The 26074-nt window shown below is 73.4% G+C and carries 21 protein-coding genes and 1 tRNA gene; 6 read left to right on the top strand and 16 right to left on the bottom strand.

Annotated features, from left to right (window positions below; all coding sequences use genetic code 11):
* Window positions 1-4 precede the first annotated feature (4 nt).
* The gene (locus AC1DXT_RS04680; protein WP_477060187.1) at window positions 5-1429 is read left to right on the top strand and encodes a glycosyltransferase family 4 protein; all 1425 of its coding nucleotides are present in this window, start codon (window positions 5-7) and stop codon (window positions 1427-1429) included.
* On the top strand, window positions 1426-2961 hold the full coding sequence (locus AC1DXT_RS04675; RefSeq protein ID WP_477060186.1) for an oligosaccharide flippase family protein: 1536 nt from the start codon (window positions 1426-1428) through the stop codon (window positions 2959-2961). Before AC1DXT_RS04680 ends, AC1DXT_RS04675 begins: the two co-directional genes overlap by 4 nt.
* A 4-nt stretch (window positions 2962-2965) precedes the next feature.
* Here the strand turns inward: AC1DXT_RS04675 and AC1DXT_RS04670 are convergent, their stop codons facing one another.
* From AC1DXT_RS04670 to AC1DXT_RS04640, 7 genes are all read right to left on the bottom strand, one after another.
* Window positions 2966-4135 carry a glycosyltransferase family 4 protein gene (locus tag AC1DXT_RS04670; RefSeq protein WP_477060185.1) on the bottom strand — a complete coding sequence of 390 codons (1170 nt, stop codon included), beginning with the start codon at window positions 4133-4135 and terminating at the stop codon, window positions 2966-2968.
* Window positions 4135-5238, bottom strand: coding sequence for a DegT/DnrJ/EryC1/StrS family aminotransferase (locus AC1DXT_RS04665; protein WP_477060184.1), 1104 nt, complete (start codon window positions 5236-5238; stop codon window positions 4135-4137). The genes AC1DXT_RS04670 and AC1DXT_RS04665 overlap by 1 nt, the downstream gene beginning before the upstream one ends.
* Entirely contained in the window at window positions 5235-5963 is a 729-nt protein-coding gene (locus AC1DXT_RS04660; RefSeq protein WP_477060183.1) for a NeuD/PglB/VioB family sugar acetyltransferase, read from the bottom strand. The genes AC1DXT_RS04665 and AC1DXT_RS04660 overlap by 4 nt, the downstream gene beginning before the upstream one ends.
* Window positions 5956-7068: a DegT/DnrJ/EryC1/StrS family aminotransferase gene (locus AC1DXT_RS04655; protein WP_477060811.1), complete on the bottom strand. Its 1113-nt coding sequence runs from the start codon at window positions 7066-7068 to the stop codon at window positions 5956-5958. Before AC1DXT_RS04655 ends, AC1DXT_RS04660 begins: the two co-directional genes overlap by 8 nt.
* A 14-nt stretch (window positions 7069-7082) precedes the next feature.
* Window positions 7083-8090, bottom strand: coding sequence for an NAD-dependent epimerase/dehydratase family protein (locus tag AC1DXT_RS04650; protein ID WP_057208137.1), 1008 nt, complete (start codon window positions 8088-8090; stop codon window positions 7083-7085).
* Window positions 8087-9142 carry a Gfo/Idh/MocA family protein gene (locus AC1DXT_RS04645; protein ID WP_477060182.1) on the bottom strand — a complete coding sequence of 352 codons (1056 nt, stop codon included), beginning with the start codon at window positions 9140-9142 and terminating at the stop codon, window positions 8087-8089. Before AC1DXT_RS04645 ends, AC1DXT_RS04650 begins: the two co-directional genes overlap by 4 nt.
* 181 nt (window positions 9143-9323) lie before the next feature.
* Window positions 9324-14033, bottom strand: coding sequence for a DUF4082 domain-containing protein (locus AC1DXT_RS04640; protein WP_477060181.1), 4710 nt, complete (start codon window positions 14031-14033; stop codon window positions 9324-9326).
* Window positions 14034-14284: 251 nt separating this feature from the next.
* Here AC1DXT_RS04640 and AC1DXT_RS04635 point away from each other — a divergent pair, with 251 nt between their 5' ends.
* Window positions 14285-14887: an acyltransferase gene (locus tag AC1DXT_RS04635; RefSeq protein ID WP_477060180.1), complete on the top strand. Its 603-nt coding sequence runs from the start codon at window positions 14285-14287 to the stop codon at window positions 14885-14887.
* Here the strand turns inward: AC1DXT_RS04635 and AC1DXT_RS04630 are convergent.
* From AC1DXT_RS04630 to AC1DXT_RS04595, 8 genes are all read right to left on the bottom strand, one after another.
* Window positions 14881-16392 carry a sugar transferase gene (locus tag AC1DXT_RS04630; RefSeq protein WP_477060179.1) on the bottom strand — a complete coding sequence of 504 codons (1512 nt, stop codon included), beginning with the start codon at window positions 16390-16392 and terminating at the stop codon, window positions 14881-14883. The genes AC1DXT_RS04635 and AC1DXT_RS04630 overlap by 7 nt on opposite strands.
* 127 nt (window positions 16393-16519) lie before the next feature.
* On the bottom strand, window positions 16520-17140 hold the full coding sequence (gene pth / locus AC1DXT_RS04625) for an aminoacyl-tRNA hydrolase (protein WP_477060178.1): 621 nt from the start codon (window positions 17138-17140) through the stop codon (window positions 16520-16522).
* Window positions 17141-17226: 86 nt separating this feature from the next.
* Window positions 17227-17862, bottom strand: coding sequence for a 50S ribosomal protein L25/general stress protein Ctc (locus AC1DXT_RS04620; RefSeq protein WP_477060177.1), 636 nt, complete (start codon window positions 17860-17862; stop codon window positions 17227-17229).
* A gap of 263 nt (window positions 17863-18125) precedes the next feature.
* Window positions 18126-18788 (bottom strand): SIMPL domain-containing protein, encoded by a 663-nt coding sequence (locus tag AC1DXT_RS04615; protein ID WP_477060176.1) that lies wholly within the window; start codon window positions 18786-18788, stop codon window positions 18126-18128.
* A gap of 4 nt (window positions 18789-18792) precedes the next feature.
* Window positions 18793-19776, bottom strand: coding sequence for a ribose-phosphate diphosphokinase (locus tag AC1DXT_RS04610; RefSeq protein ID WP_056095593.1), 984 nt, complete (start codon window positions 19774-19776; stop codon window positions 18793-18795).
* On the bottom strand, window positions 19773-21392 hold the full coding sequence (gene glmU, locus AC1DXT_RS04605; protein ID WP_477060175.1) for a bifunctional UDP-N-acetylglucosamine diphosphorylase/glucosamine-1-phosphate N-acetyltransferase GlmU: 1620 nt from the start codon (window positions 21390-21392) through the stop codon (window positions 19773-19775). The genes AC1DXT_RS04610 and glmU overlap by 4 nt, the downstream gene beginning before the upstream one ends.
* A gap of 64 nt (window positions 21393-21456) precedes the next feature.
* Entirely contained in the window at window positions 21457-21732 is a 276-nt protein-coding gene (locus AC1DXT_RS04600; protein WP_477060174.1) for a hypothetical protein, read from the bottom strand.
* A 17-nt stretch (window positions 21733-21749) separates the two neighbouring features.
* Window positions 21750-21824, bottom strand: a tRNA-Gln gene (locus AC1DXT_RS04595).
* Window positions 21825-21929: 105 nt separating this feature from the next.
* Between AC1DXT_RS04595 and AC1DXT_RS04590 the strand changes: the two genes are divergently transcribed.
* The 3 genes from AC1DXT_RS04590 to AC1DXT_RS04580 are packed head-to-tail and all read left to right on the top strand — an operon-like array spanning window position 21930 to window position 24269.
* Window positions 21930-22529, top strand: a complete 600-nt coding sequence (locus AC1DXT_RS04590) for a TetR/AcrR family transcriptional regulator (RefSeq protein WP_056096445.1) — start codon at window positions 21930-21932, stop codon at window positions 22527-22529.
* Window positions 22530-22564: 35 nt separating this feature from the next.
* On the top strand, window positions 22565-23089 hold the full coding sequence (locus tag AC1DXT_RS04585) for a MarR family winged helix-turn-helix transcriptional regulator (protein ID WP_477060173.1): 525 nt from the start codon (window positions 22565-22567) through the stop codon (window positions 23087-23089).
* A 4-nt stretch (window positions 23090-23093) separates the two neighbouring features.
* Complete coding sequence (locus AC1DXT_RS04580; protein ID WP_477060172.1) at window positions 23094-24269, top strand: MFS transporter; 1176 nt, start codon at window positions 23094-23096, stop codon at window positions 24267-24269.
* On the opposite strand, the gene AC1DXT_RS04575 is transcribed toward AC1DXT_RS04580, so the two are convergent.
* Window positions 24266-26053: an ABC-F family ATP-binding cassette domain-containing protein gene (locus AC1DXT_RS04575; protein ID WP_477060171.1), complete on the bottom strand. Its 1788-nt coding sequence runs from the start codon at window positions 26051-26053 to the stop codon at window positions 24266-24268. The two genes, AC1DXT_RS04580 and AC1DXT_RS04575, sit on opposite strands and share 4 nt — an antisense overlap.
* Between the last annotated feature and the right edge of the window lie 21 nt (window positions 26054-26074).

The raw sequence follows: 26074 nt of genomic DNA, 5'->3' as shown, positions 1-26074 counted from the left end.
CCCGATGTCGGTGCACGAGTCGATGCCGCGCCCGGTTCGCGGTGCCGCCGGGCGTGCCGCAGCCCGCGTCGCCGCCGGTGCGCTCGGTGTCGCCGTCGGGCTCGTCGACCTCACGTCCCCCGGTCTGCGCTACGGCTACGTCCACCCGCTCGCGCGCGCACTCCTGCGCCGTCCGCTGGTCTCGCTGCCCGCGGTCGACGGCGCCGCGTTCTGCCCGCTGCCGACCGGCGACGCCGCGCGCGAGACCGACCTGCGCTGCGGGCTCGTCGCCGACTCCCTCGACGTGGGCGGGATCGGACGCGTCGTCGAGATGCTGGCCGAGGGGCTCGCGGCGGAAGGGATCGAGCCGGTCGTCGTGTGCCCGGCCGAGGGGCTGCGGACCGCACGGCTCCGGGAGCTCGGCATCGAGGTGATCGTCGCTGCCGACGCCCGGTCGGCGGTGCAGGCCCTGGCGGCGGCGCGGCTCGACGTCGTCCAGGTGCACAGCGCACCCGACCACCTGGTCGCCGCGGCCGACGCGGCAGGGGCGCCCCTGGTGCCGGTCCTGCACAACACGGAGATCCACTACTCGCCCGAGAAGTGGCGGAGCACCGCGGAGCTGTTCGACCGGGCCGACTCGGTGATCGCGGTCAGCGCGCTCGTCCGCCAGTTCCACGTGGAGCGCGTGCCCGCGAGCGCCGGCGAGAAGATCGTCGTCGTCGCCAACGGGGCCATGGCGCTGCCCGCCGCGACCGAGCAGGTGCGGGCCGCGGCCCGCGCCGCGCTGGAAGGAACGCTCGGCACGTCGCTGACCGGCGAGGTGGTGTTCGCGTGCCTCGCGCGGTACGACGCGCAGAAAAACATCGCCGGGACGGTCGCCTCGTTCCTGGCCGCGGCGCACGGTGCGCGCGCGCACCTCGTGGTGGCCGGCGACCCGTCGGACTGGCTCGAGTACCGCCGCGCCGACGCGATCCGGCGCAGCCACCCGCACGGCGACCGCGTGCACCTGCTGGGCACCTCCGACGCCGCCACCCTGCTGTGCGCCGCCGACGCGTTCGTCCTCGACTCGTTCTTCGAGGGCTGGCCCCTGGCCGCCACGGAGGCGGTCTCTGCCGGGCTGCCGCTCGTCATCAGCGAGGCCGGCGGCGCAGCGGAGCTCGTGGCACGCGCGGCTCCCGGGTCGACGCTGGTCAGCAACGCGAGCGGTGCGGCGGCGGCGGTCACCGACCGGCGGGCGTCCGCGGCGCGCCGGCGGGCCACCCGGCAGTCGAACGCGGCGGAGATCGCGGCCGCCGTGGCGCACGTCGCCGAGACCGTCCGGGTGCAGGGCCGCTCGACGCCGCCTGCCGACGACAGCTTCGCCGCCATGGTCGCCGGGCACGCCGGTGTCGCCCGTGCCGCGGTCGCCCGCCGTGCCGACGCCGCGACGCACGACAGGGCGGCGCGATGACCGCGGACCAGGGGCAGGTCGCTCCGCCCGCGCCCGAGGGCGACCAGCCGTCGAGCAGCCTCGGCCGTGCGGCCGCGTCCGGCGCGGCCTGGCTGACCGCGCAGAAGTGGATCGTCCGCCTCTCCGGGCTGGTGACGATCGCGGTCCTGGCCCGCATGGTCACGCCGGAGGAGTTCGGCGTCGTCGCGGTGGCCTCGGCGGTCATCCCCTTCGTCCTCCTGCTCTCCGACCTCGGCCTGTCCACCTACCTGGTGCAGGCCGACGACCCCGACGAACGCATGCTGAGCACGGGGTTCTGGTTCTCGCTCGTCGCGGCCTTCGTCATCGGCGGAGCCCTGTTCGCCTGCGTGCCGCTGGTGGTCACGGTGCTGGACGCACCCGAGGCCGGACCAGTCCTGCGCGTGCTGCTCGCGTCCGTCCCCCTGGTGGTCGTGGCCGCCGTGCCGACCGCGCTGCTGCGGCGCCGGATGGCGTTCCGCAGGCTCGCGATCCAGGGCACGGCCGCCGCCGCGCTCGCGCAGGTGGTCGCGGTCGTGATCGCCCTGGCGGGCGGTGGGGTGTGGGCCCTCGTCGCGCAGGCGATCACCACCACGCTGGTGACCACGACCGCCGCGTGGCTCGCGGCCGGCTGGCGACCGACCCGGTCGTTCTCGCGCAGCGAGTTCGGCACCATGGCGCGGTTCGGCTACAAGGTCGTCGGCGTCGAGCTGGTCGCCGTGCTGCGGAACTGGGCGGAGACGGCGATCATCGCGGTGTCGCTGGGGACGGCCGCGCTCGGGTACCTCACGATCGCGCAGCGGCTCGTGCAGGTGGCCCAGGAGCTGGGCGGGTCCGCGGTCGCCCCCGTCTCCGTGGTCGTGCTCGCCCGCGTGCGCGACGTGCCCGAGCGGCTCCGCCAGGCGTACCGGCGCGCGTCCTCGTTGACCTACGGCGCCGTGACTCCCGTCCTCGTCTTCGTCGCGGTCGCTGCCCCGGTCGTCATCCCGCTCCTGTTCGGGGCTCAGTGGGACGAGAGCGTGCCGGTGACCCGCGGCCTCGCGGTGGCAGGGATCCTGACCATCGGCGCCCTGCTCGACCACGGCCTGTTCTACGCGCTGGGCCGCGCCGGCAAGTGGTTCGTGTACGCCACGATCACCGACGTCATCACCGTCGCGGCGACCGCCCTGGTGGTCTCCCAGGGCCTCACCGCGGTCGCGTGGGCGTTCGTCGGCGTCGCGGTGGCCGCGACCGCGGCGCGCTGGGTGCTGGTGTCGAAGGAGATCGGGACGACCGTCGGCGAGCTCGCCCGGTCGTTCGGGTCGGTCGCGGTGTGCGCGCTCGTCTCCGGCGGCGCCGGCCTGCTCGTCCTCATGCTGGTGCCGGGTCCGCTGGTGGTCCGCACCGCGCTCGTCGGCGTCACGGTCCTCGCGACCCACCTGCTGCTGCTGCGGCTCGTGCTGCGGGACACCTACCGGGACGCGCTGGTGCTCGCTCCCCTGCCGTCGGCGGTGCGCGGTCGTCTGCAGCGGTTCTCGAGGCTCGAGACCACCTGAGCCGTCAGCGGGCTCCCGCGACGCGCGCGAGCTTGTCCGGGACCCGCCGTGCCTCGACCGGCAGGTCCGACCACCACGAGCGGGCCGTGTACGAGGTCAGCGCGGTGTCGTAGAGGCCGACGAGCTTCTCGGCCATCGCCGTGAGGCCGAAGCGCTGCTCGGCGAACGTCCGGCTGAACTCCCCGAGCCGTCGCCGTCGGGCCTCGTCGTCCACGAGCGTGAGCAGGTTCTGCGCCAGCAGCGCGTCCGGCTCTGCCACGGCCTGAGGGCTCCAGTAGCTGCTCCGCGCGAGCAGGGCGGCGTTCTCGGGCTCGAGGACCGCGCTCCAGCCGGCCTCACCCTGGACCACGAGCGGCTTGCCGTGGGCGAGCCCGCGGGCCGCGGAGCCGCCCATCCCGAGCACGATGTCCGCGCGCGCGTAGGCCGGCCGGGGGTCGGACATCGCGCCGAGGAACCGGACGGCAGGGCGACCGAGGTCGGCGTTCGCCTTCTCCCCGAGCGTCCGCAGCCGCGACTCGGCCGCGCCCGTGCCGACGATCTCGAGCACGAGGTCGTGGTCGGCGAGCCGCCGGACCGCGCCGATCGCGGCCTCGACCGGCACCGACTTCATGTCCTCCTCGAGCCGGGACACGATGACGATCGTCACGCTCTCGTTCGGCGACGCGTCCGCGGACCGGGGGCGGTCCCGCAGCATGTCGACCGGCGGGCTGATGAGCACGGTCGGTCCGGGCCGGTCCTCGCACTCCTCGAGCAGGTACTCGGTCCCGACGATCAGCGGGTGGTGCCGGTGGACCGAGTGGTGGAGCTCCATCTCGTACATGGTCTGCACCCACGGGAGCCGGCCGAACCTGCTCGGCCCCCAGTAGAACGCCCGAGCGGCACCCCAGGTGCCGTAGGCGTGCAAGAGGTCCGCGCCGATCTCGTCGGCGGTCCGCCGCAGCACCCGGCTGTAGGCGAGGGCCGTAGACGGCTCGCGGTACGGGGTCACGCGGACCCCGCGCTCGGCGGCGACGTCGAGCAGGTTGGCGCCCGGGCCGGTGGGCTCCGGGCCGATGAGGTGCGACTCGTACCCGAGGGGCACGACGGCGGCTGCCAGGTCCACCGCGTTGATCTGCGTCCCGCCCAGCTCGAGGCTGTTGAGGTGCACGAGCACGACGCGGGGCCTGGCGGCCATCAGACCGCTCCGGCCAGCACGTCCACGACCCGCTCCTGCTGGGCCGCCGTGAGGTGCGGGAACATCGGCAGCGACAGGATGCGGTCCGCCGCGGCCTCCGTCACGGGAAACGCACCGGCGTGCAGCCCGAGGCCCGCGTAGGCACCGGTCAGGTGCACCGGCGTCGGGTAGTGGATGCCCGCACCGATCCCGGCCTCGTTGAGCTCACGCAGCACGCGGTCCCGCTCGTCGACCTGGACGACGTACAGGTGCCACACGTCCTCGTTGCCCACGGCGCTCACCGGCACGCGCACACCCGGCACCCCGGCGAGCAGCGCGGAGTACCGCGCCGCGGCGGCACGACGAGCGGCGTTCCAGCCCGCGAGCCGGCGCAGCTTCGCCTCGAGCACCACGGCCTGCACGGTGTCGAGACGCGAGTTCATGCCGATGGCCTCGTGCTCGTACTTGCGCGCGGAGCCGTGGGCCGCGAGCACGCGCACGGTCCGGGCCACCTCGGCGTCGGACGTGGTCACCGCTCCCGCGTCTCCCGCCGCGCCCAGGTTCTTGCCGGGGTAGAAGCTCGTGCCCGCGGCCAGCCCGAAGGAGCCGGCGGCGCGACCGTGCCGCAGCGCGCCCTGGGACTGGGCGGCGTCCTCGATCATGGGCACGCCGGCGTCGGCGGCCAGCTTGCTGATCTCCTCCACGGGCGCCACCTGGCCGAACAGGTGGACGGGGACGATCGCCTCGGTCCGGGGACTGATCGCCGCCCGCACCGCGGCGGGGTCGATGAGCAGGTGCACGGGGTCGACGTCCACGGGCACCGGGACGGCGCCGATCCGGGAGGCCGCCTCCGCGGTCGCGATGAAGGTGTTCGCCGGCACGATGACCTCGCCGCCCGGCCGCACCCCCGCCGCGCGCAGGGCGAGCTCCAGCGCGTCGGTGCCGTTGGCCACGCCGACACAGTGCGTGACCTGCGAGAACGCTGCGTACGCGGCCTCGAACCGGCCGACGGCGGGTCCGCCGACGAACGCCGTGGTCGCGAACACCTCGTCGAGACCGGCGCGCACCTCCTCGGCGATCTCGGCCTGCTGGGCCACCAGGTCCACCAGCGGGATCGTCGTCATGCCCGTGCTCCTTCGTCGATGTGCTCGGTGAGGCCCGCGGTCGCGGGCCACCCGTCGTTGCGGTGCCGGGCGATCCCGGACGGGACGCCGAGCGGTCGCGCGGGCACCCCCGCCCACGTCTCGCCGTCCGGCTGGTCCACCAGGAGCGCTGCGCCCATGCCGAGCGTCGACCCCTCCCCCACGCGCACGTTCTCGCGCACGGAGGCGTTCATGCCCAGGTAGGCGGCTCGTCCGACGACCACGCCACCGCCGAGCGCCACGCCCGCGCACACCGTGCTGAAGTCCTGGAGCACGCAGTCGTGGGTGAGGGTCGCGTTCGGCATGACGACCACGTGCGAGCCGACCGTGACGGCGGCGGTGAGCGCCACGCCGGCCAGCACGATCGAGCCGACGCCGATCTCGCACCCCGAGGGCACGTCGACGCCCGGGTGCACGACCGTCGCGTACCGGATCGGGAACACGCCGAGCTGGTCGAGCCGGTCCACGATCTGCGCGCGGACCGTCCCCTTCCCCGCGCAGACCAGCAGCTCGGCGTCGGGGTGGTCGGTCACGGCGTCGAGGCTGCCCAGCACGGGCAGACCGTCCAGCGTCGTGCCGTGCCGCGCGACGTCGTCGTCCAGGAAGCCGATCACCTCGTGCCCGCCGTGCTCGCGCACGAGCGCCAGGACCTCCCGGGCCAGCCCGCTCGCCGCGACGAGGATCAGGGGCGTGGCCACCTCAGCCACCCGCCGAGCGCAGCGCGTCGACGACCCGGGACTGCTCGGACTCCGACATCTGGTGGAACACCGGCAGGATCAGCGTCGTGTCGGTGAGGTGCTCGGTGACCGGCAGCGGGGCGTGCGTCGCTCCCGCGTAGGCGGGCTGGCGGTGGGTGGCCATGATGCCGCGGCGGGCGGAGATCTCGGCGTCGGCGAGGTGCGCCAGGAGCCCGTCACGGTCGAGCGGGAACTCCGGTCCGACCTCGACCCAGAACGACTGGAAGTTGCAGGTGCCCCAGTCCGGGTCGGCCACGGCCCGCAGGCCGGGCAGCTCGGCGATCTGCTTGGCGTAGGTCGCGGCGATCTCGCGGCGCCGGGCGACGACCTCCGGGAGCCGGCCCAGCTGGACGATGCCGACGGCCGCCTGCAGGTCCGTCATCCGGTAGTTGTAGCCGACCTCGAGGTACTCCTCCGGGGGCGCCAGCACGCTGGCGTGCCGGGCAGCGGCCGAGACGCTCATCGCGTGCTCGCGCAGCCGGCGCGCCCGCTCGGCCCACTCGGCGTGGGGCGTGGTGAGCATGCCGCCCTCACCCGTGGTGACGATCTTGCGCGGGTGGAACGACCACGCGGCGACGTCCGCGCCGGCACCGACGGGCCGGCCGCGGTAGGTCGAGCCGGCCCCGCACGCCGCGTCCTCGACCACCACGATGCCGCGCGGGTCGGTCACGGCGCGGATCGCGTCGAGGTCCACCGGGACCCCGCCCTGGTCCACGACGATCACCGCGCGGGTGGCGTCGGTCAGCACGGCCTCGACGGTCGCGGCGGTGAGGTTGCCGGTGACGGGGTCGACGTCGGCGAACACGGGCCTCGCACCCACGTACACGGGGGCGTTCGACGTGGCGATGAACGAGAACGACGGCACGACGACGTCGTCACCGGCCTGCACGCCCGCCACGATCAGTGCGAGGTGCAGCGCGGTCGTGCAGGACGACGCGGCGACGGCGTGCTCGACCTGCATGGCCTCGGCGAACGCGGCCTCGAACGCCGCGACCCGCGGTCCCTGCGCCACCCAACCGGACGCGATGACCTCGCTGACCGCGGCGATCTCCTCCGGACCGAACCACGGCTGCATGACGTTGACACGGCTCACGGGCGTGCACCCGCACTGCTCAGCGCCCGACCCGCCGCGATCTCGCTGCGCAGCGGGCGCCACCAGGCGACCAGCTCCCGCAGGCCCTCCTCGAGGCCGATCTGCGCCTCGAAGCCCAGGTCGATGCGCGCGGCGGAGGTGTCGGCCAGTCGGCGCGTCACGCCGTTGACCGCACGGTCCGGACCGTGCTCGACGGACAGGTCGGAGTCCATGGCCCGCAGCAGCGCCTGCGCCAGGCCCAGCAGGCTGGTCTCGGTGCCGCTCGCGATGTTGTAGACGCCGTCCACCACGTCGCTGGTCGCCGCGAGCAGGTTGGCGCGGGCGATGTCGGTGGTCACCACGAAGTCCATGGTCTGCAGCCCGTCGCCGAAGATCAGGGGCGGCTGGCCGTCGGCGATCCGCTCCATCCAGCGCACCAGGACCTCGGTGTACAGGCCGTGCACGTCCATGCGCGGGCCGTACACGTTGAAGTAGCGCAGCAGCACGTAGTCGAGCCCGTACATCGCCCGGAAGCTGCGCGCCATGCCCTCGTTGAACGACTTGGCGGCCCCGTAGAACGTGTCGTTGTTGTGGTGGTGGTGCCGCTCCCCCGTCGGGAACTGCTCCGCCAGCCCGTACACCGACGCGCTCGACGCGGCGATCACCTTGTCGACCTTGTGCTCCGCCGCGGCCTCGAGGACCGTGAACGTGCCGTCCACCAGCACCTCGAGCGCCAGGCGAGGCTCCTCGGCGCACTGCGTGATGCGGATCGCCGCCTGGTGGAACACCAGGTCCTGCCCGCGCGTGACGTCGTGCACCAGATCACGGTCGCGCAGGTCACCCTCCACCAGCTCGACCTTGCCGGTCGCGAGCGCGTCGGCGAGGTTCTCGCGCCGCCCACGGACCAGGTTGTCGAGGACGACGACGTGGCCGGCGCCGGCGTCGACGAGCTGGTCGACGATGGTCGAGCCGATGGTGCCGGCCCCGCCGGTGACAAGGACGCGTGCCCCCTGAAGCGTGCTCATGCGACGGTCTCCAACGTAGGTGCGGACGAGGCGACGGGGGTCAGACGACCGCCGTCGGCGAGGCTCAGTGAGGCGGACTCGAGGACGTCGAGCACGCGCAGGCCGGCGTGCCCGTCGGTGCGTGGCGCACGACGCTCGCGGATGGCCGACGCGAACTCGGCGACCATGACGCCGAGCGCCTCCTTCTCCGGGAGCGCGGGCGCCCAGGCGTCGCCCAGGCGGTACGAGATGTTGGCGGTCGTCTTGTCCGGCAGCGGCTGCCCCAGCTCGACGCCGCGGTCGTACACGGTGAGCCGCTGCTGCGGGGACAGGTCGTCCCAGACGAGCGTCCGCTTGCTGCCCCCGACCACCATCTGGCGGATCTTGGTGGGGCTGAGCCAGTTGACGTGCACGTGCGCGATGGCACCGCCCGGCAGCGGCAGGGTCAGGTACCCGACGCAGGACTGCCCGGTGCCGAGCGGGTCGGCGCCCTGGGCGGCCACACCCGACGGCACGAGCCCGCCCGGCAGGATGAAGTCGAGGATCGACAGGTCGTGCGGGGCCAGGTCCCAGAACACGTCCACGTCCGGCTGCACGATGCCGAGGTTGATCCGCACCGAGTCGACGAACAGGATCTCGCCGAGGTGGCCCTCCGCGATCAGCTCGCGCATCTTCAGCACCGGCGCCGTGTAGCAGAACGTGTGGTCGACCATGAGCACCCGGTCCAGCTCGGCCGCACGCGCCACCATCGTCCGGGCGCCCGCGCCGCGGTCGGCGATCGGCTTCTCGACGACGACGTGCTTGCCGGCCTCGAGCGCGGCGAGCGCGATCGGGGCGTGGGTGCGGGCCGGCGTCGCGATCGCGACCGCGTCGACGTCGTCGCGGGCGAGCAGGTCGCTCACCGACGTCATGACGTCCACGGTGGAGCGCGCCCCGACCACCTTGCGGGCTCGGTCGGCGTCCAGGTCGCACACGGCGACGAGGTCCCAGTCCGGGCTGTTCCGGAAGTTGCGGGCGAGGTTGGGGCCCCAGTAGCCCGCCCCCACCACAGCCGCACGCAGCTGGTCGGTCATGTCATRCCCCTCACGTCTCGGTGGGCTCCAGTGTCACGAACCCGAGGGGGCATGTCCGTAGAAACCGGACATTTTCACCCCGCTGCGACAGGGTGAACACCCGAACGGCGGCATCCCGTAGCAGGACCCGCGACCGCGGACGCCGGGGGGGACGTCTCACGGCCGCGGGCCGTGCGGCGGCTCAGCCTGCCGGGACGAAGACCAGGTCGACACCGAAGAACGTCGAGGTCGACGATGCCGGGAAGGTCGTCCCGTACACGTACGCACCACCCGTCGCGATGGTCGACAACGGACCGACGGTGCGCACCGCGGCGAGGCCGTTCGACGTCACCGCGTACCGGCCCGACGTCGAGTGGTAGGCGGCCGTGTAGACCTGCCCCGGCACGAGGACGGCCGGGCTCGTCAGCGGGACGGTCTGCCAGCCGGACGCCGACTCCGCCGTGGAGGGCCCCTCCGCCACCTTGGCGCCCGCCGCGTTCCACAGGCTGACGGTGTGCGTGCCGGTGTTGGTCGCGCCCTTGTAGAAGCGGATGGCGGTGACCGAGCCCGCGACGCTCGCCGTGAACCGCGTGCCCACCATGACCGGGTCGGGGTCGTTCCACGCGGCGACCGTCGGTATCTCGGAGTCGGTCCACAGCGACACGGCCGATCCGGTCGCCGCCGCCGTGCCGAACGTCCACGCGCCGCCGGAGAGCGGCGTGCCGGCCAAGGTCGTGGCCACCGAGATCGTGCTCCCGGCCGGGAGCGCGGAGCTCGGGGTGAACGCCACGCGCCGGGTCGCCGGGTCGTAGGAGCTGGCGCCTGCGATCGCCCCGAACGGGCCGGACAGCGCCAGCGTGGGCGTGCCCGACGCGGGTGCGGCGGAGAGCGTCGCCGCGACCGTGGCCGTGGTGGAGATCCCCGTCGCCCCTGCGGGCGGTGCCTGCGCCGAGACGGTGGGCAGGTCCGGCGCCGCCGTGGCGAACACGACGTCGACGAAGTAGTTCGTCTGCTGCCACGTCTCTGTCGGGGCGACGCCTCCGCTGCCGTAGCGGTAGCGGCCGTTCCCGACGGCGGGCGTGGTCAGCGGCCCGACGGTCCGGTTGACCGTGAAGTCGTTCGCGGTCGCTGCGTAGTGGCCCTGGGGTGCGTAGTAGGACACGACGTAGCTGGTCCCGGGCGCGACCTGGTACGGGCTGGAGAACAGTGCGGTCTGCCACCCCGAGGCCGACTCGTCGGCGAACGTCACGGTCCGCAGCTGCTCACCGGTCGAGCTCCACAGCGATCCCGTGTGGGTCCCCGTGTTGCCGGCTCCCTTGAAGAACCGGACGCCGGTGACCACGCCCCAGGCGGTCGGGCTGAACGAGACCCCCAGCTCGACCGCGGACGGGTCGTTGACCGAGCTGCTCGCCGGAGTGAGCCCGCTGAACAGCGTGCAGGGGCACCCGTCGGAGCTGGCGGTGGTGAACGACCAGACCACGTCGGCCAGGGTGCTCCCCTCGGTGGAGACCAGCCCGCTCGCCGTCGCGGTGTACGCCGTGGACCGGGCGAGCGCCGCGGACGGGGTGAACACCAGCGTGCGGTTGTCGGTCGAGCGCGTCGCGGTGCCCGGCACCGTCGTCGACCCGGCCTTGAGGCCCAGCGTCGCGCCGGCCGCGAGCGGGGCGTTGAACGTCACCGTCACGGGTGCCGAGATCGACGCGCCCGGGTCCGCCGACGCCGGGGTCCGCGCGGTCACGGCCAGCGCCTGGGCGTCCTGCGTGAACACGACGTCCACCAGGTAGCTGGTCGAGCTCGTGGACCCCGGGTAGCCGGTGCCGTAGGTGTACGCGCCGCTCAGCGACTCGGTGCGCAGCGGCGCGCGCTGCAGCCCGGTCCCCGAGAAGGCCCCGGCCGTCGACGAGTACCGGCCGACGGGCGCGCGGTAGGCGACGACGTACTCGGTGTCCTTGGAGATGCGCACCGGCGTGGTGAACAGGACGGTCTGCCAGCCGGACGTGCTCTCAGTGCCGAACGTCGCCTGCGCGAGCGGCGCCGAGCCGCCCACGGCCCACAGCTGCCCGACGTGCGTGCCGGTGTTGTTGGGGCCCTTGTAGAACCGGACGCCCGTGACGGAGCCGTCGACGCTGCTGGCGAACCGGGTGCCGAGCGTCACGGCGTCGGTGTCCGGGTCCTGCAGCGTGGTGGGCACGGCGGAGTCGTCGTAGAAGCTGACCGTGCGTGCACCAGGCACCTGCGCCGGTGCGGCCGTGGTGAAGGACCACGTCGACGGGCCCGAGATGCTCTCGCCGTTCGCCGACGCGCTGATCGCGGCCGTATACACCGTCGACGCCGCGAGCGCCGCCGACGGGGTGAAGGTGGCGCGACGGGTGGTCGCGTCGTAGCTCGTCGCGCCGGCGACTGCCGCCCCGCCCTGGGCGGTGAGCGTCATGGCCACCGAGCCCGCGGTGACCGCCTTGTTCAGGACGGCGCTGACCGTGGAGCCGACGGGCACGCTCGACGACCCGCCGAGCGGCGACTGGCCGCCGACGGTCAGGGGCGTGGTGTCGGCCGAGGAGAAGACGACGTCCACGTAGTAGTGCGTCGACCGGTAGCTCTGCGCCGGGAACGTGCCGGGCGCTCCGAACGTGCCCGAGCCCGAGGCCCCGAACCCGCCGGCGACCTCGAGGGGCGGTGCGGACACACCGCGGTACCAGAACGCGTCGTCCTGCACCGAGTAGTGCCCGGCCGGAGCGGTGTACGACACGACGTACGTCGTGCCGGCGGCGATCTCGACGGCGGGCGACAGCGTGGCCGTCTGCCAGCCGGCGGCGGTCTCGTTCTGGAACGTCGCGGTCGCGAGGCGCGCACCGGTCGCGCTCCAGAGCGCACCGGCGTGGGCGCCGGTGTTCCCCGTGCCCTTGTAGAAGCGCACGCCCGTGACGAAGCCGTTGCTCGTGGCGGAGAACTTCAGCCCCAGCTCGACGGGGTCCGGGTCGCTGGCGGCGGGCACCTTGGGCACCGCCGTGCCGAAGATCGAGCACGGGCACGCCACGGTGAACGACCGCGTGGCGACCGCGCCGATGTTCGCGCTGTCGTCGACCGCGCGCACGCGCACCGGCGTCGACCCGGTGCCGGACTGCACGTAGGTGTAGCTCCACGCGGTCGTCCCCGTGGCCGGGTGCCAGGACGCACCGGCGTCGATGGACACCTCGACGCCCGCCACGCGCCCGCCGACGTCCGTCGCCGAGCCGCTGACCGTGACCGTCGTGCCGTTGGCGATCGCCGCGCCGGACGCCGGCGAGCCGATCGTGGCCACCGGGCCGGTCGTGTCGGTCGAGGCGCTCGCGGCGACCAGGCCGGACATCAGGGTCCCCGGCTGAGCCTTCATGTCCGCGAGAAGGTTCACCGTGGCCTGCTGCATCCGCGGGTCCGCCGCGGCGCCGTCGCCGTCGTGCTCCTGGTCGAGTCCCCACGCCCACTGGATCGAGCCTGCCGAGAACACGAGCGCGCCGCTCGCGGCGCGGTAGAGCGTCAGGTGGTGGTTCGTCGTGCCCGCCGCGACCACGTTGCCGAAGTCCTGGAGGTACTCCGGGACGGCACCCGTGGTCGTCGACAACCGGACGAGGCCCTGCGGGCGCGCCCCGTTGTCGACGTCTTCGTTCGACTCGTAGCCGATGGTGTGCGGCGCGAGCGCGGCCTTCGTCCCCGTCGCCAGCGACGTCAGCGAGGTGTTGCGCCACAGCCGGTACTTGCCCTCGTCCGCCGAGACGGTCACGGGCAGGTCGGAGTAGTTCGCCACGTACATCGTGCCGGTCAGGGCGTTCTCCGGCCGGCCTCCGCCGTTCGCAGGCGACGCGAAGCGCGGGTCGCGCCACGTCCCGGTCCACTCCGGGGAGCTGTCGTCGACCTTCTGGTTCGACCAGGTCTCCTTGTACGACGTCAGGGTCCGGTACGCCGTCGCGGTGCCCGCGATCGAGTTCTCGTAGCGCGTGCGCCAGTACGCCTCGTTGCCGCTGAAGAACGCGAGGCTCACGCCGGCGTCGCGGGCGGCCTCGATGTTCGCCCGCTGGGCGCCCGACCAGTACTCGTCGTGGCCGACCGACATGAAGACCTTGTGGTTCTTGATGAGCGCACCGCGGCGGTCGGAGTCGACGCCCGACATGTAGCTCACGTCGTACCCGTTGCGCTCGAGGAACCGCACCATCGCGTACTCGGAGCTCATGTAGAAGTCGCGCCCCTGCACCCAGTTGCGCGTGGCGAACGGCCGGTTGTAGCTGACCTTGTACGCGCGCCCGACGGCACCGCCCTGGTAGAAGCTCGAGCCGCCGTAGGTGTTGTACGCGTGCCAGGTGGTGTCGGAGGTCTGGAACACCACGTTCGAGGTGCTGGCGTCGTTGCGGACGATGAACGTGATGTGGCTCGTGTCGTCGGTCACCGGGTCGGTGAGCTTGGCCAGGTAGACGCCGGACACCGCGGTCGCCGGGACCGCCCAGCTGGCCGAGACCGCCCACGCCCCGCAGTCGTAGTTGCCCGTGTCGTCGTCCGAGGTGCAGCCGGGCTGCACCTGGCGGACCGAGGGCGACGGCACCGACGTGATGAACCGCGCGCCGTCCCCGCCGTACCAACCGGTCCGGTAGATGTCGATGTCGTAGTTGATGGCGGTCGTCTTGATCTTGAACTGGACCGTGCTGCCCACGTTCACCGAGATGTCGGTGGCGAACCCCTGGATCCCGTCGTCGCCGGCGCCGGTGATGTCCCACACGTCAGGGTCGGTGCCGGCCTTGGAGTTCTCGCAGACGACGGGGTTGCTCCCGACCGCGCACGGGTCGGCGGCGGCACCGGGTGTCGCGGCCACGACGACGAGCGAGACACCGGTCGCGAGCGCAGCGATCAGCCCGACGAAGCGGCGGTGGGCGGGACGGGCACTCATGGGACGCTCCGTGGGAAGGGGATCGGGCTACGGTCGAGCGCAGCTGCCCGCATGCGCTCTCGTCGACCAGGGAGTCTCCGGGAGCACTCCTGATACCGGACGATAAGGGACATCTCGGACTCTCCGGGCGTTCGCGGGGAGATATCACCCGGCGTGACACGGATGGCCCAGCGCATGACGCCCCGACCGTCGACGCGCACGCCCGGAGCGCGACAGAATCGCGGTCGACGCCTGACGACGAGGAGCCCGCCGTGCCCGACACCACCCCGACCGTGGCAGCCACCGCCGACGTCGACCCGCGCGCGAGCATCGGCCCCGGGACGCGGGTCTGGCACCTGGCCCAGGTCCGGGAGGGCGCGCGCGTCGGAGCGGACTGCATCGTCGGCCGCGGCGCGTACATCGGCCCCGGCGTCGTCGTCGGCGACCGGTGCAAGATCCAGAACCACGCGCTGGTGTACGAGCCCGCGGTGCTCGAGGACGGGGCCTTCGTCGGGCCGGCCGTGGTGTTCACCAACGACTACTACCCGCGCGCGGTCAACCCGGACGGCAGCCTGAAGTCGGCCGACGACTGGCACGCGGTCGGCGTCACGGTCCGCACGGGCGCCTCGATCGGGGCGCGGTCCGTCTGCGTCGCACCCGTCACGATCGGCCGCTGGGCGCTCGTCGCGGCCGGCTCCGTGGTGACCAAGGACGTCCCGGACTTCGCGCTCGTCGCGGGCGTGCCCGCGCGGCGGATCCGCTGGGTCGGCCGCGCGGGCGCTCCCCTCGACCCCGACGGCGACCACACGTTCGTCTGCCCGACGACCGGCGAGCGGTACGTCGAGCAGGACGGCGAGCTCCGGCTGGCTCAATAGGCTCCGGAGCCGCCGAACACCGCGCGGCCCGTCTTCCACAGGATCATCAGGTCCATCGCGACGGACCAGTTGTCGACGTACCGCAGGTCCAGCCGGATCGACTCGTCCCACGAGAGGTCGGCGCGGCCGCTCACCTGCCACAGGCCGGTCAGTCCCGGACGCACCCGCAGCCGGCGGTAGACGGCGTCGTGGTACTCGTCCACCTCGGCGGGCAGCGGCGGGCGGGGCCCGACCAGCGACATGTCCCCGCGCACGACGTTCCACAGCTGCGGCAGCTCGTCCACGGAGTAGCGGCGCAGGAGCTTGCCGACGCGGGTGATCCGCGGGTCGTCGTGCATCTTGAACATCAGCCCGTCGCGGTCGCTGCGGGCCAGCAGGGCCGCCTTGCGCTCCTCCGCGTCCGTGTACATGCTGCGCAGCTTCCACATGGTGAACTCGCGCCCGTCGACGCCGATGCGCCGCTGCCGGAAGAACGCGGGTCCGCGGCTGCTCAGGCGCACCGCCAGGGCGGCCACGGCGATGACCGGGGTGGCCGCTAGCAGGATCATCGCGCCGAGCGTGCGGTCCAGCGCGGACTTGGCGAACATCCGGCGACGCGGCGACGAGGTCTCCACCTCGAGCAGGGACAGGCCGGCGGTCGGGCGCAGGTGCACCCGCGGACCGAGCACCTCGACGAGGCCGGGAGACACCACGAGATCGACCCCGGCGCGGCCGAGCGCCCACGAGAGGCGGCGCAGCGCGTCCCCCGACAGCTCGCTGCCCGAGACGATGACGACGTCGACCTGGTGGTCGTAGGCGACCTGCGGGATGTCGGCGAGCGCGCCCAGCGTCGGGACGCCGTCCTGCGGGGGCCGGTCGGTGATGGCCGGCAGGCACACGCCGATCACCTGGTAGCCGTGGTAGGTCGCACCGCGCAGGTCGTGGATCAGGTGGTGGACCGAGGTGGCGTCGCCCACGACGAGCGTCCGCGACATCGCGACCCCGCGGCTGCGCCGCCCGTGCAGCGATCGACGCAGCGCGTGACGACCGACGGCGGTACCGACCGACAGCAGCACGACCGTCGCCGCCACCTCGAGCCGCGGCAGCGGGACTGCCAGGGCGACGCTGGCGAGAGCGACGATCGCCGCGGAGCCGAGGCCCGCCCGGAGCACCGCTTGGAACTCGACCGGTCCGTCACCGAGCGTCTTGCGGTCGTACCCGCGGCCGAACGCGACGACGAGCAGGAAGACGGCGGCCGCGACGGCGGGCCATCCCGAGGAGGCACCGGCGACGAGGACGACGCCCGAGACGACCAGCGCCGCGACCACGGCGTCCAGCGCCATGGCCTGCCGGACGTAGTGCCCGGCCACGGAACCCCAGTGCTCGGCGTCGAACGCGGCCAGCGCCTTACGGGGGTGGGTGACGAACGGTTCAGCGGATGCCCACGACCGCCGCGGCCCGGTGGCCGCCCTTCGCCGGTCGAGGAGAACGTCCATGTTCTCTGCCGGATCCTCGAGGATCGTCATTCCGATAACCGTCCGCCCCAGGTGTTCGACTGCATCTGGCTTGGAGGCTATGCGGGGGCATTGGTAGGAGATAGACCCTTTTGTCCGTTTTCACCCACAGTTCACCCTCTTGGGCTGCTTTGCGGCGTCAGCCCTTCGTGTGGAACTTCAGCTGCGCCGCCTCGAGCCCGTCGAGGACCACCAGCTCGATCGCGTCGGCCGCCTGGTCCAGCAGCCAGGGCAGATCCTTCAGCTCGTTCTTGGCGAAGTCGCGCAGCACGTAGTCCGCCGGGTCCATCCGACCGGGCGGTCGACCGACCCCGACGCGCACCCGCACGTAGTCCTTGGTGCCCAGCGCCTTGGTGGTGTCGCGCAGGCCGTTGTGGCCGCCCTCGCCCCCGCCGCGCTTGAGCCGGACGTCGGCGAACGGGATGTCCAGCTCGTCGTGCACCAGCACGGTGCGCTCCGGCGGCACGTCGTAGTACTTGGCCAGCGCCGCGACCGGACCGCCCGACACGTTCATGTAGGTGGTCGGCTTCGCGAGCACCACCCGCGGGCCCGGCGCGCCGCCCGGCAGCACGCCGAGGCGCGCCTCGGCCACTGCGGCCTGGGGCCGGCGCGAGAGCAGCCCCGAGGCGCGGGCGCCGAACGTGGCACCCGTGCGGCGGGCCAGCTCGTCCAGCACCATCTGGCCGACGTTGTGCCGGTTGCCCGCGTACTGGGTTCCGGGGTTGCCCAGGCCGATGACGAGCCAGGGTCCGTCGCTCATCGGGTCTCCTCTACGGGTGGGTGCGGGAACGACGACGCCCGGCACCGTCAGGAACGGTACCGGGCGTCGCGCAGCGTGCAGCTGGGTCAGCCGCCCAGCGTGGTCTCGGCGGCGGCGGCGGACGCAGCGGACTGCGACGCGGCGAGGTCCGCGGCCGCGGCGTCGGCGGCGACGTCCTCGGCCGAGGCGTGCGGGACGCTGATCGCGATGACGGTGAGGTCCGGGTCGCTGAGCAGCGTGGCGCCCTCGGGCAGCGTGATCTCGCCGGCGGTGATGGTGGAGCCGCCGGTCAGGCCCTCGATCGAGACCTGGACCTCGGAGGGGATGTGCGTGGCCTCGACCTCGAGCGACAGCGCCTGCGTCTCGAAGATGTGGATCGTGCCGGGGTAGGACTCGCCGACCACCGCGACCTGGACGTCGACGGTGACCTTCTCGCCGCGCGTGACGATGAGCAGGTCGACGTGCTCGATGGTGTTCTTCACGACGTCGCGCTGGACGTCCTTCGTGATCGCCAGCGTGGTCTTGCCGTCGAGCTCGACGGAGAACAGGGCGTTGGCCTGCTTGACCGCGAGCATCGTGGCGTGGCCCGGGAGGGCGACGTGCAGCGGGTCGGAGCCGTGCCCGTAGAGGACGGCCGGGATCTGGTCGGCGCGGCGCAGGCGGCGCGCGGCACCCTTGCCGAACTCGGTACGGGTGGTGGCGACGAGCTTGACCTCGGACACGTGTACTCCCCAGTGCTGACGTCGGCGCAGTGTCGCCGACGTGACGGTGTGATGGCGTGGCGTGCGCGGCCAAGGAGCCGTGCGACGCGGATCTAGACAGGTGTGGTGGCCTCGACGCGGGACGCAGGACGGGCACGCGGAGGCGCTCGCCCAGTCGATCACGGAGCGCAGGTGGTCGTGGAACTTCGTCGACCGTCCTTCGTCCCTCGCCGAGGCAACCTGGAGAGCCTACCCGGTCGAGCGGGCAGAGCCCAACCCGCCGGTCAGACGGACGGGTCGGCCCAGCCCCAGCGGACGGTCACGTCGGCGGACACGGTCTGCTGACCTGCCTCAACTGGCACGGACATGGCCTTGGCGACGCCCATCGCGCGGCCCATGCGCAGCGGCACCGCGTCGGACCCGCCCTCGGTCACCCACTGGACCTCGCCCAGCCGCCGACCGGACAGCGTGGCCCAGTGCGTGGCGCGCGCGACGGCGTCCGCCCAGGCGGCCTCGCGTGCCTGCTCACGCGGCTGCGTGGGATCGCTGACCTCGAACCGGATCCCGTCCATCCGTGCGGGCTCCCCGCCCGCCACGACCGCGGCACCGACCACGTCGCCCGCGACCGCGACGTCGTGCAGCGTGACCTGCAGCCCCAGTCGCGCCACGACGCGGGAGGACCCGCGCGCGGACCCGTCGGTCCAGGTGCTCGACTGGGTGGTCCGCAGCCAGCGGTCGTCGACGCCGGCCTCGCGCAGCACGGCGCGCATCCGGTCCAGGCACTCGCCGGCCTCGGCCAGCGCACGCTCGGCGTCCACCGCCCGCGCCTCCGCGCCCAGGTCCGCGATCGCGACGTCCGGCACGGCCTCGGCCTCGCCGAACCCCGTGACGGTCACCCCGCCCCGCGGCCCGCGACGGCCACCGTGCTCGTCGTCGCGCCCGGTCATGGGGTCAGGCCTGGCCGTCGAAGAGGGACGTCACCGAGCCGTCGTCGAACACCTCGCGGATGGCCCGCGCGATGAGCGGCGCGATCGACAGCACGGTCAGCTGCGGGAAGCGGCGGTCCTCGGCGATCGGCAGCGTGTCCGTGATGACGACCTCGCGGGCGCCGCAGTTCTGCAGCCGGTCGACCGCGGGGTCGGAGAGCACTCCGTGCGTGGCGGCGACGATGACGTCCTTCGCCCCGGCCTCCATGAGCACGCGGACGGCCCCGGTGATGGTCCCGGCGGTGTCGATGAGGTCGTCGACGAGCACGCAGCTGCGGCCCTCGACGTCACCCACGACGCGGTTGGCGACCGTCTTGTTGGGGCTGCGGATGTCGCGCGTCTTGTGCACGAAGGCCAGCGGCCCGCCGCCCAGCTTGGCGGCCCACTGCTCGGCGACGCGGATGCGTCCGGCGTCCGGCGAGACCACCGTGACGTTGGACGTGTCGACGCGGCTGCGCACGTACTCGGTGAGGATCGGCATGGCCCACAGGTGGTCCACCGGCCCGTCGAAGAAGCCCTGGATCTGCGCGGCGTGCAGGTCCACGCTCATCAGGCGGTCGGCGCCGGCCGTCTTGAAGAGGTCCGCCATGAGCCGCGCGGAGATCGGCTCGCGGCCGCGGTGCTTCTTGTCCTGCCGGGCGTACCCGTAGAACGGGGCGACCACGGTGATCGTCTTGGCGGACGCACGCTTGAGGGCGTCGACCATGAGCAGCTGCTCCATGATCCACGTGTTGATGGGCGACGAGTGCGACTGCAGCACGAACGTGTCGGCGCCGCGCACGGACTCCCCGAACCGGGTGTAGATCTCCCCGTTCGCGAACTCGTAGGTGGTGGTCGGCAGCAGGTCGATGCCGAGGTGGGCCGCGACGCTCGTGGCGAGGTCGGGGTGCGCCCGCCCCGTCAGGAGGACGAGTCGCTTCTCGCCGTCCGAGGAGATGATCCCGGTCATCGTGCGGAGTCCTTCGGGTTCGAGCCGGCAGAGTCCGGCAGTGCAGGCGGCGGGGTCGGCGGTGCGTCGGCGGATGCTGCGGCGGCACGGTCGCGCTCGGCGCGGGCCTGCGGGGAGAGCTCGGGGTCGTCGCTGCCCGGCCGGCGCACGACGGCGTCGGCGGCCGGCGTCCCGGCGCGGGCGCGCGCGACCCAGCCCTCGATGTTGCGCTGGGCGCCGGCGCTCACGCCGAGCGCGCCCGAGGGCACGTCGCGGCGGATCACGCTGCCGGCACCCGTGTACGCACCGTCCCCGATGGTCACCGGGGCGACGAACATGTTGTCCGCGCCGGTGCGGGCGTACGAGCCGATGGTGGTGCGGTGCTTGTTGACGCCGTCGTAGTTGACCGTCACCGAGGCCGCGCCGATGTTCGTGTGCTCGCCGATCGTCGCGTCGCCCACGTAGGACAGGTGCGGGATCTTCGACCCGGTGCCGATCTGGGCGTTCTTGGTCTCGACGAACGTGCCGATCTTGCCGTCGTCGCCGAGCACGGTGCCGGGCCGCAGGTAGGCGAACGGTCCGACGCTCGCACCGGTGCCGATGACGGCCAGGCTGCCGTGGGTGCGCACGACGCTGGCCCGGGGACCGACCTCGACGTCCGTCAGGGTGGTGTCGGGGCCGACCGTCGCGCCCTCGCGGACCACGGTGGCGCCGTGCAGCTGTGTGCCGGGCAGGAGCGTCACGTCCCGCTCCAGCTCGACGTCGACGTCCACCCAGGTGGTCGCCGGGTCGATGATCGTGACGCCCTCGCGCATCCAGTCCTCGAGGATGCGGCGGTTCATCTCGGCCCGCAGCACCGACAGCTGGACCCGGTCGTTGACGCCCTCGACCAGCACCGGGTCGTCGGTCCGCAGCGCGCGCACGTGGCCACCGTCGGTGCGTGCGATCGCGAGCACGTCGGTCAGGTACACCTCGCCCTGGGCGTTGTCGCGGCCCAGCCGGCCGAGCGCGCCGCGCAGCACGTCGGCGTCGAACACGTAGATGGAGGAGTTGATCTCCGCGATCGCGCGCTGCGCGTCGTCGGCGTCCTTCTCCTCGACGATCCCGAGCACGTCGCCGGTGCCGGGCTCGCGCAGGATGCGGCCGTAGCCGGTGGGCTCAGCGACCTCCGTGGTGAGCACGGTGACCGCGTTGCCGTCCGCGTGGTGGGCCGCGAGCAGCTCGTGCAGCGTGGCCGCGTCGAGCAGCGGGACGTCGCCCGCGATGACGACGACCGCACCGGAGACCTGCGCGTGCGTGGCCGAGCCCGCCGTCGGGTCGTTCGCGGCGTCGGCCTGCGCGGCGGCGTCGAGGGCGCGCATGGCCACCTGGACGGCGCGGCCGGTGCCGGGGATGTCGTCCTGGTCGGCCAGCAGGGCCTGGGGGTCCACCTCGCGGACGTGGGCGGCGACCCGCTCGCGCTCGTGCCGGACGACGACCAGCACGCGGCCGGGGTCGAGGGCGCGGGCGGTGGCCAGCGCGTGGCCGACCATGCTGCGGCCGGCCAGGGTGTGCAGGACCTTGGGAGTCGCCGAGCGCATCCGGGTTCCTTCACCTGCGGCGAGGACGACGACGGCGGCCGGGCGGGGGAACGTCACCTGCGGGTGCTCCTCGCGGATCTGCCCGGGTCTCGGGCGGTGGATCTCGTGCGCACCGTGCACTCTACCCGGGGACGGAGGTGGCTCCGGCCGGACCATGGTCCTCCGGCACCTCCTCGGGTGCCGGGGTGATCAGTCGCGGCACGGGCGGCGGGATCCGTCGCCGGCGGGCGATCAGCACACCGGTGACCGCGGCACCGACAGCCGCCACGGCGATCACACCGGTCCGCACACCCACCTCGCTGGCACCTGCCAGGAGGTCGACGATCTGGGACACCACCGCGAACAGGAACAGCCCGAGCACGAGGTACAGAGCACGCGTCGAGCGCGTCGTCGCCATGGACGCACCGTACCGCGTGGCTCCGCCCCCAGGATTCGAACCTGGACTGCACGGCTCCAAAGGCCGGCGTGCTGCCGTTACACCAGGGCGGACCGACACCTGACGCGTCGTGGCCGCCAAGTCTGCCAGGCAGGACGCACGCCTCACGGCATGATGGGCGCGTGGCCCCCGACTCCAAGCGTGCAACCCGCTCCCGCATGACGGGGACGCAACGGCGCGCGCAGCTGCTCGACGTGTCGCGTCGCCTGTTCGCCGAGAAGGGCTTCGACGGCACCAGCGTCGAGGAGATCGCTGCCCGCGCCGAGGTGTCCAAGCCCGTCGTGTACGAGCACTTCGGCGGCAAGGAGGGCGTCTACGCCGTCGTCGTCGACCGCGAGATCCAGGCCCTCACGAGCGCGCTGACCGGCGCGCTCGAGGGCGGCGGGCACCCGAAGGTGCTGGTGGAGCGGACCGCGCTGGCGCTGCTCGGCTACATCGAGGCGTCCGAGGACGGGTTCCGGATCCTCGTGCGCGACTCCCCCGTCGCGCAGGCGACGGGCACGTTCTCCAGCCTGATCGGGGACGTCGCCACGCAGGTGGAGCACCTGCTGGCGGACCAGTTCAAGAAGCAGGGGCAGGACCCGAAGACGGCGCCGATCTACGCGCAGATGCTCGTCGGCATGGTCGCGCTCACCGGGCAGTGGTGGCTCGACGCCCGCAGCCCCAGCAAGAACGTCGTCGCGGCGCACCTGGTCAACCTGGCGTGGAACGGGCTGTCGGCGCTCGAGCGGCGGCCCACGCTCACCCGCACGGTGTGAGACGGATCTCTGTCGACGTCGAGTAATCTCGCGTCATGGTGACACGCACCTCCTCGGACGCCCCGGGGGCCCGCGACGAGGTCGATCGCATCGTCCTCGCCTGGGAACGCGAGCGCCCCGACCTGGACGTGCGCCCCCTGACCGTCCTGTCCCGCGTGAGCCGGCTGGCGCGGCACCTGGACCTGGCCCGGCGCTCCGCGTTCGCGCGGCACGACCTGGAGACGTGGGAGTTCGACGTGCTCTCCGCCCTGCGGCGGGCGGGCGCCCCGTACCGCCTCTCCCCCGGCGCGCTGCTCACCCAGACGCTGGTCACCAGCGGGACCATGACCAACCGGATCGACCGCCTCGCCGAGCACGGCCTCGTGCAGCGGCTGCCCGCCCCCGACGACCGCCGCGGGGTCCTGGTGCAGCTCACCCCGGCCGGGCTGGAGCGCGTCGACGCAGCATTCTCCGACCTGCTGGACGTCGAGCGTGGCCTGCTGGGCGACCTCGACGAGGCCGACCGCGACAAGCTCGCCGACCTGCTGCGCGAGGTGACCGCGCCGTTCGACGCGTCGTGAGGGCATGACGGCGGCACGGTCCGCCGCCCGGGGTCTGCTCCTCGCCGCCGTCCTCCTCTACGCCCTCAACCTGCGGGCGCCGATCACGGCACTCGCGCCCGTGGTCGACGACGTGCGCAGCGACCTGGGCCTGAGCGCCGCCGGTGTCGGGGTGCTCACGGGCGTCCCCGTCCTCTGCTTCGCCCTGGCCACGCCGTTCATGGCCGTGCTGCTCGGGCGCCTGGGCACCGGGCGCGTCGTCGCGGCGTCGCTGGTCACCGTGCTGGCCGGGACCCTGCTGCGCTCGGCGGACGGGTTCGGCACCGCGCTCGTCGGGACCGTCCTCATCGGGGTGGCGATCACCGCGGGCAACGTCGCCGTCCCGGTGGTGATCGGCCGCGACTTCCCCGGGCACGTGCCCCGCGTGACCGGCCTGTACACCGCCGCGCTCAACGGCGGCAGCGTGCTGACGACCACCCTGACGGCGCCCCTGGCCGACCTGGTCGGCTGGCGATGGGCGCTGGCGTCCTGGGGCCTGCTGGCCGTGGTCGCCCTCGTGGTCTGGCAGCGGGCGTACCCGTTCGGGCGGCCCGAGCCGGCCGTGGTCGTCGCCACCTCCGCGGCACACGACGTGTGGCGGCGGCCCGTCACCTGGTTCCTGGCGGTCGCGTTCGCCGGGCAGGCGTTCGGCTACTACGCGGTCAGCGCGTGGCTGCCGTCCCTCCTGCACGACACCCTCGGCCTCGAGCGGGCTGCGTCCGGCGGTGCCGCGGCGCTGTTCCAGCTGTTCGGGATGGTCGGCGGCATCGCCGTGCCGATCGCCCTCGGGCGGCGCGCCCCCGTCGCTGCCGTGTCCGCGGCGATCACCCTCGGATGGGTGGCCCTGCCCGTCGGCCTGCTGCTCGCGCCGTCCTGGTGGCCGGTGTGGTGCACGTTCGCGGGCGTGGCGCAGGGCGGGAACTTCGCGGTGATCTTCACCGTCATCGCCTCGAGCGCCGGGTCGCCCGCGGCCGCACGGCGCATGTCCGCCACCGTGCAGAGCATCGGCTACGGCTGCGCCGCCCTGGGTCCGAGCGTGCTGGGGGCGGTGCACGCGTCCAGCGGCGGGTGGACGGCGCCCCTGCTCGTCGTGCTCGCCGCGGTGCTCACGATGGGGGTCTCGTCGGGCCTCGGGCTGCGGAGCATGCGCCGGAGCGGCTAGCCGACGATCTCGGCGGCCTCGAGCCAGGCGGCCTCGAGCTCGTCCTTCTCGGCGGCGAGCGCCCGGAGCTCCTCGTCGAGCGCGGCCACGGCCTGGTGGTCGGTGGCCTGGTCGGACATGCGCTGGTGCAGGGCGGTCTCCTGGTCGGCGATCCGGGACAGCCGCCGCTCGATCCGGGCGATCTCCTTGCGGGCGGTGCGCAGGTCCGCGGTCGAGACCACCGCGGGGGCCTGCGTGCTCGCCGGGCGGGCGTCCAGCGGGGACGACACCGTCGACTCCGCGGCGCGGCGCAGGTCCAGGTACTGCTCGACCCCGCCGGGCAGCTGGCGCAGCAGGCCGTCGCCGAGCAGGGCCATCTGCGTGTCGCACACCCGCTCGAGCAGGTACCGGTCGTGCGAGACGACGATCAGCGTGCCCGGCCAGCCGTCGAGCAGGTCCTCGAGCGCGGCCAGGGTGTCGGTGTCGAGGTCGTTGGTCGGCTCGTCGAGCAGCAGCACGTTGGGCTCGCCTACGAGCAGCCGCAGCAGCTGCAGCCGTCGACGCTCCCCACCCGACAGGTCCCGCACGGGGGTGCGAGAGCGTTCGCGGTCGAACCCGAGCCGCTCCACCAGCTGGGCCGCGGTGAGCTCCTTGCCGCCGACGACGACCGAGCGCTTCTCGCTCTCGATCACCTCGATCACCCGCAGGCCGGCCAGCTCGTCGAGGTCCTCGACGTCCTGCGTCAGCTCCGCCACCTGCACGGTCTTGCCACGCTTCACGCGTCCGGTGGTCGGCTGCTGGCGGCCGGACAGCAGTCGTAGCAGGGTGGTCTTGCCGGCGCCGTTGACGCCCACGAGGCCCACCCGGTCGCCCGGGCCGAGCCGCCAGGTGATGTCGTGCAGGAGCGTGCGGTCGCCGTAGACCACGGACGCGTCCTCGATGTCGAGCACGTCCTTGCCCAGCCGGGCCGTGGCCATCCGGGTGAGGCTCAGCTGGTCGCGCGGCGGCGGCTCGTTCTCGATGAGCGCGTTCGCGGCGTCGATCCGGAACTTGGGCTTGGACGTGCGCGCCGGCGCCCCCCGGCGCAGCCAGGCGAGCTCCTTGCGCAGCAGGTTCTGCCGCTTCTCCTCGGTGGTCGACGCCGTCCGAGCCCGCTCGGCCCGCGCCAGCACGTAGGCCGCGTAGCCGCCCTCGTACTGGTCGACGTCGCCGCCGTGCACCTCCCACGTGCGGGTGCAGACCGCGTCGAGGAACCAGCGGTCGTGGGTGACCACCACCAGCGCGCCGTTGGACCGGGTGTACCGGTCGACCAGGTGGGCGGCCAGCCACGCCACGCCCTCGACGTCCAGGTGGTTGGTCGGCTCGTCGAGGACGAGCACCTCGTCGTCCCGGACCAGCAGCGCGGCCAGGGCGACCCGGCGGCGCTGACCACCCGACAGGGTGGCCACGTCGGCGTCGAGCGCGACGTCGGCCAGCAAGCCCGCGTGGACGGACCGGATGCGGGAGTCGGTGGCCCACTCGTGCTCGTCGGCGGACCCGTGCACGACGTCGAGGACCGTGCTCCCGGCCAGCAGGTCGTCACGCTGGTCGAGGATCGCGACCCGCACGCCGCCGGCACGGGTGACCCGACCGTCGTCGGGCTCCTGCAGCCCGGACAGCACGCGCAGCAGGGTGGACTTGCCGGCACCGTTGGGGCCGACGACGCCGATCCGCTGGCCGTCGTCGAGTCCGAGGGAGACGCCGTCGAGGAGGGTGCGCGTGCCCAGCGTGAGCGTGACGCGGTCCGCGCCGAGAAGGTGAGCCATTTCCTGTGAAGGCTACCCGCA

Source organism: Cellulomonas sp. P1_G12_2 (assembly GCF_056405535.1).
Note: the sequence above shows the minus strand (reverse complement) of the source record. Positions and strands in the feature narration are given on the sequence as shown.

What these genes read in the sequence shown, in the direction of transcription:
- AC1DXT_RS04615 (WP_477060176.1), bottom strand. Translation starts at nt 18,788, where the DNA reads ATGACCGGGCGCGACGACGAGCACGGTGGCCGTCGCGGGCCGCGGGGC.
- AC1DXT_RS04580 (WP_477060172.1), top strand. Translation starts at nt 23,094, where the DNA reads ATGACGGCGGCACGGTCCGCCGCCCGGGGTCTGCTCCTCGCCGCCGTC.
- AC1DXT_RS04590 (WP_056096445.1), top strand. Translation starts at nt 21,930, where the DNA reads ATGACGGGGACGCAACGGCGCGCGCAGCTGCTCGACGTGTCGCGTCGC.
- AC1DXT_RS04575 (WP_477060171.1), bottom strand. Translation starts at nt 26,053, where the DNA reads ATGGCTCACCTTCTCGGCGCGGACCGCGTCACGCTCACGCTGGGCACG.
- AC1DXT_RS04650 (WP_057208137.1), bottom strand. Translation starts at nt 8,090, where the DNA reads ATGAGCACGCTTCAGGGGGCACGCGTCCTTGTCACCGGCGGGGCCGGC.
- AC1DXT_RS04670 (WP_477060185.1), bottom strand. Translation starts at nt 4,135, where the DNA reads ATGGCCGCCAGGCCCCGCGTCGTGCTCGTGCACCTCAACAGCCTCGAG.
- AC1DXT_RS04600 (WP_477060174.1), bottom strand. Translation starts at nt 21,732, where the DNA reads ATGGCGACGACGCGCTCGACGCGTGCTCTGTACCTCGTGCTCGGGCTG.
- pth (WP_477060178.1), bottom strand. Translation starts at nt 17,140, where the DNA reads ATGAGCGACGGACCCTGGCTCGTCATCGGCCTGGGCAACCCCGGAACC.
- AC1DXT_RS04675 (WP_477060186.1), top strand. Translation starts at nt 1,426, where the DNA reads ATGACCGCGGACCAGGGGCAGGTCGCTCCGCCCGCGCCCGAGGGCGAC.
- AC1DXT_RS04645 (WP_477060182.1), bottom strand. Translation starts at nt 9,142, where the DNA reads ATGACCGACCAGCTGCGTGCGGCTGTGGTGGGGGCGGGCTACTGGGGC.
- AC1DXT_RS04655 (WP_477060811.1), bottom strand. Translation starts at nt 7,068, where the DNA reads ATGCAGCCGTGGTTCGGTCCGGAGGAGATCGCCGCGGTCAGCGAGGTC.
- AC1DXT_RS04680 (WP_477060187.1), top strand. Translation starts at nt 5, where the DNA reads ATGTCGGTGCACGAGTCGATGCCGCGCCCGGTTCGCGGTGCCGCCGGG.
- AC1DXT_RS04640 (WP_477060181.1), bottom strand. Translation starts at nt 14,033, where the DNA reads ATGAGTGCCCGTCCCGCCCACCGCCGCTTCGTCGGGCTGATCGCTGCG.
- AC1DXT_RS04630 (WP_477060179.1), bottom strand. Translation starts at nt 16,392, where the DNA reads ATGACGATCCTCGAGGATCCGGCAGAGAACATGGACGTTCTCCTCGAC.
- AC1DXT_RS04585 (WP_477060173.1), top strand. Translation starts at nt 22,565, where the DNA reads ATGGTGACACGCACCTCCTCGGACGCCCCGGGGGCCCGCGACGAGGTC.
- AC1DXT_RS04665 (WP_477060184.1), bottom strand. Translation starts at nt 5,238, where the DNA reads ATGACGACGATCCCGCTGGTGGACCTGGTGGCCCAGCAGGCCGAGATC.
- AC1DXT_RS04610 (WP_056095593.1), bottom strand. Translation starts at nt 19,776, where the DNA reads ATGACCGGGATCATCTCCTCGGACGGCGAGAAGCGACTCGTCCTCCTG.